Below are 3,905 nucleotides of genomic sequence, written 5' to 3'. Positions count from 1 at the left end.
GATTCAGGCGGTGGTTTTTTTGTGTTTTATTTCTTTTTTATATGCCACTAAAGTAGAAGCTGCCTGGTACAAAGGATGGTGTCCCGGTCCGCAGATGCCGACTATAATGAGAGAACAAGTCCGCTTCACTGCATCTAACGCTGGAACTTCTTATAAACCATGTTTCCGTTTTCATTGGATGGCGTTTTGGTAGGTAAAATTATGAAAACAAATAATTTACAGTCCCGCCCTATCCTGTCATATGGGCTAGTCTGCCCGCCTGCAGCACATCGCATCACCGTCGTCTAGAAACCGGCACGCCTAACAGAACGCCGGAACCCGTACGGAGGAGTGAGAAACCCTGTGACAACTAAATTTGCAATGTCGGTGGCAATATGTACGCGAAATCGGCATGAGGACTTATGGAGAACGCTGACCTCTATTGCCCGCCAGACTGGAATGGATAAAGATGAAATTGAAATTTGGATTGTAGATGATGGCGACACGGATGAGAGATGGCTCTCCCGCGCAAGATCCCTGCTTCCTTCCTCCATGCATCTGTGTTACTATGCGAAACCTAGGGAAGAGGCAGGCCTGCTGCGTTCCAGGATTAAATCGCTGGAGCTGTCGAGCCACGATATTTTGTTATTTCTTGATGATGATGTAGAGCTGCAAGAAGATTATTTTGAGGTATTAAAAACAACATGGAGAACGTATCCGGATGCTGTAGGTATATCGGGTGCCGATCAGGGATTCGTATGCAGCCCCAAAGGCCGGGCGCTTATGCTGCTTAGCGGACGCGGCGCTTGGTCTCCAGGCAGCCTGTCCCGCAGCGGATTTGCTTCCTCCATGAATACATGGAACCGTCAGAAGACTGTGTTCCGGACGGAGTTTTTACACGGGTGCAACATGTGTTACCGAAAAAGCGCCTTATCCGGCGTGGAGTGTGTCGACTGGCTGACCGGATACAGCCTTGGCGAAGACCTGTACTTGTCCCATCTTGCCGGCCGGCATGGGCCAATGTATGTAAACCCGGAGTTGAAGCTGCTTCATCACGGCTCCCCCGTATCACGCGATAAGGAAGAAGCTGTCGCTTACACCAAAGTGATCAACCACTTCCGGCTGCTGGAGCTGCGGCGTAAACGGGGGTTGTGGCATATCGGAATGCTGCTGTGGACCATCCTGTTCCTTTACGGCGAAAAACGAATTCAAGGGAACAAGGAAGCGGCTATAGGTTACCGTAGGGGAATCCGACAGCTGCGCAGCCTGCTGAGAGAACCCTCGGTAACAGGCCGGAATAAGGCACTCGCGGACTAACTCTAAGGAGGCGTAAACGGATGAACAGCGAGCTGAAACAGGCCATTCACAAAGCAAAGGTAGTTTCTTTCGATATTTTTGACACGGTGATTGTCCGTCTGCTGCGAAAGCCCGCAGATCTGTTTATGTTGGTGGAGCTGGCGGGGGGACAAGCGTCGGCAGGTTTTGCTGCAAAACGTATAGAGGCGGAAACACAGGCGAGAAGACGTCCGCTGCCCGGAGGGCAAACCCGGCATGAAATTGAACTGCACGACATTTACCGCGAGCTTGCCGAAATCTCGGATTGGCCGGCGGACCAGTTATCCCACCTGCAGGAGTTGGAGGTTAAGCTGGAGTATTTATTTTGCCGCAGGAATGAGTATATGTACCAAGTGTACCGCTACTGCGTACTGCAGGGGAAAACGGTCATCTTCACCTCGGATATGTACTTGTCCGCCGATGTGATCTCAGACATTTTGCACCGGAACGGATATACGGATTATGCCAAGTTATACTTATCGTCCGAAGTCGGATTAACCAAACATCATGGTGCGCTGTATCAGCATATTACGGAGGATTCGGGCCGGAGCGCTGCGGAGTTTCTCCACATTGGCGACCATCCTCTCTCCGATTTGAAAAGAGCCAAAGAGGCCGGCTGGGCGGCCTACGCCTATCATAAAACCCTGGATTATGTGAATTCGGTTAAACCCTTTGTGCGGACATTTTCAGAACTTCTGACCAAGCCTGATATTCGGCCCGAGGAGACGGTGCTGCTTGGACTGCTGCTTGGCAAGCTATATACGGAGCGGAATGTGGATGCCGGCGGCAGCTTTTGGTACCGTTTCGGCTATGAGACGATCGGGGTGCTGCTGTATGGTTTTGTGCACTGGGTAAAATCAAAGGCAGAACAGGACGGAGCGGAACAGCTGTTTTTCCTCTCCAGAGACGGCTACATTATGAAACAAGTTTATGATATTATTACCGCCGGTGATCCGGATGCACTGCCTGCGGCGTATATTTACGCGTCGAGACGAGCTTACAATTTCCCTGCAGTTGCCGATCTGGGGGAAGAAAATCTGCGTTTTCTCCTTAGTTATTCAGCTGATCTTACTGTGGCTCAATATCTGGAACGCGTCGGCTTGCGGTCGGCGGATTACGAATCCCAGGCACGGCAGGCAGGGTTCAGGTCGCTGGCAGACCGTGTCGGCAGTGAAAAAGAACAGATGCAGATCAGGACACTGTATTCGCTGATCGAGCAGGATATTTTGGCCGCGGCAGCGGACGAGCGCGTGAGGCTTGCCCGCTATCTGAAGCAGACCGGGATGCTGGACTGCAGCCGGCCCGCCATTGTCGATATCGGCTGGCACGGCACGATGCAGCAGGCGTTGGATCAGGTGCTGAAGCTGATTGGACAAGGGGATACGCAGATCAGCGGCTATTATCTCGGCACTTTTGCCAAAGCCCATGCAATTAAGAGCAAAGGCCATCAGATGAACGGCTTCCTCTGCGATACCGGGCTGCCGGAACAGCGGGAAGCGGTGATTTTGAAGTGTGTGGAGCTGTTTGAGTTTTTGTTTACCGCCCCTCATGGCAGTGTCACCGGGTTTCAGGAAAAAGACGGGAAGATGGAGCCGGTCTTCGATCCCAATGACAACGATGACCAGAAGCTGGAAGCAGCCCGGCTGATGCATGAAGGCGTGCTTGATTTTGTCCGGGACATGCAGTCCATTTCGGCTGCGCTTGAGCTTCCGTTGTCCGTAAGCCCTGATCTCGCCATTGCTCCGATTGCCAGGGTGCTGCATTCGCCAACACGTCTTGAAGCGGACAAAATAGGGGATCTGACGCATGCCAAAGGTTTTGGGGACGTGTATGTGTCGCATGCGCTGGCCAAGCCGCCGGAACGGGTGTTTTCACCAAAAGGGCTGAAGCAGCTGCAATTTGGTTTCCGGCGTTCTCTTTGGAAAGAAGGGTATAAACGTAGAGTTCCGGAATACCATTTGCCTTTCTTGTTACTGGTCGAAACCGCCATGCGCGCTCGTCACAGCAAAAAGTTCACCGTTCGCCGCACGTAATGTGCGGCTTTTTAAGTCCCATCTTATGGGGGAGGTCGGCTGCCGGAAAGATATCCGAAAGATATCCGAAAGTGATATACTCAAAAAATGGAAAGGAGGAAAAGGCATGATTCCTATTAAATTGGACAAAGAGAGCAAGCAGGACCTGATCCGGAGTGTGCAGGAATATTTTGAGGTGGAGCGTTCGGAGACGATTGGCGATCTTGGCGCGGAGCAGCTGATCGATATGATCCTTAGCAGTGCGGCACCTCATATCTACAATAAAGCCGTACAGGATGCCCGTAAGCTGGTTGGACAAAAGCTGCTGCAGGTGGAAGATGATCTGTATTCGCTTGAAGTCCCGGTTAAACGGAGCCGTTAGCCGGGATACGAAACCGGGATATTCTGACCTGTCTGTACAGTAAGGAGATTCGTTAAACAGGTTTGCCGCACTAGGCGGGAACTGCTTGCGTTTTTTTTGCAGGCAGTTCATCTACTTTTTTAAAAAAATATTATTTGCATTCCTGTAGAGTATTTGATATAATCATTTTTGTTGTCACGCCAAACGGTCAACATTTG

Annotated in this window: 4 protein-coding genes; all 4 read left to right on the top strand. The window is 51.2% G+C overall.

Going from position 1 to position 3,905, the window contains the following annotated elements; all coding sequences use genetic code 11:
• Window positions 1-193 (top strand): hypothetical protein (locus tag ACE6ED_RS29065; RefSeq protein WP_410830947.1); only part of this gene is annotated, 193 nt, incomplete at its 5' end.
• Between the two features lie 149 nt (window positions 194-342).
• Window positions 343-1,296 (top strand): glycosyltransferase family 2 protein, encoded by a 954-nt coding sequence (locus ACE6ED_RS29060; protein ID WP_410830945.1) that lies wholly within the window; start codon window positions 343-345, stop codon window positions 1,294-1,296.
• Window positions 1,297-1,316: 20 nt separating this feature from the next.
• Complete coding sequence (locus ACE6ED_RS29055; RefSeq protein ID WP_410830944.1) at window positions 1,317-3,347, top strand: HAD family hydrolase; 2,031 nt, start codon at window positions 1,317-1,319, stop codon at window positions 3,345-3,347.
• A gap of 106 nt (window positions 3,348-3,453) precedes the next feature.
• The gene (locus tag ACE6ED_RS29050) at window positions 3,454-3,708 is read left to right on the top strand and encodes a DUF2164 domain-containing protein (RefSeq protein WP_410830943.1); all 255 of its coding nucleotides are present in this window, start codon (window positions 3,454-3,456) and stop codon (window positions 3,706-3,708) included.
• Window positions 3,709-3,905: the final 197 nt, after the last annotated feature.

This window comes from Paenibacillus nanchangensis (genome assembly GCF_046543445.1).
Taxonomy (GTDB): Bacteria; Bacillota; Bacilli; order Paenibacillales; family Paenibacillaceae; genus Paenibacillus_AQ; species Paenibacillus_AQ nanchangensis.
The sequence above is the reverse complement of the archived record's forward strand: the minus strand, read 5'-3'. Positions and strand labels throughout refer to the sequence as shown.

Excerpts from the sequence above, each read along its gene's own strand:
- ACE6ED_RS29055 (WP_410830944.1), top strand. The coding sequence starts at position 1,317 with ATGAACAGCGAGCTGAAACAGGCCATTCACAAAGCAAAGGTAGTTTCT.
- ACE6ED_RS29050 (WP_410830943.1), top strand. The coding sequence starts at position 3,454 with ATGATTCCTATTAAATTGGACAAAGAGAGCAAGCAGGACCTGATCCGG.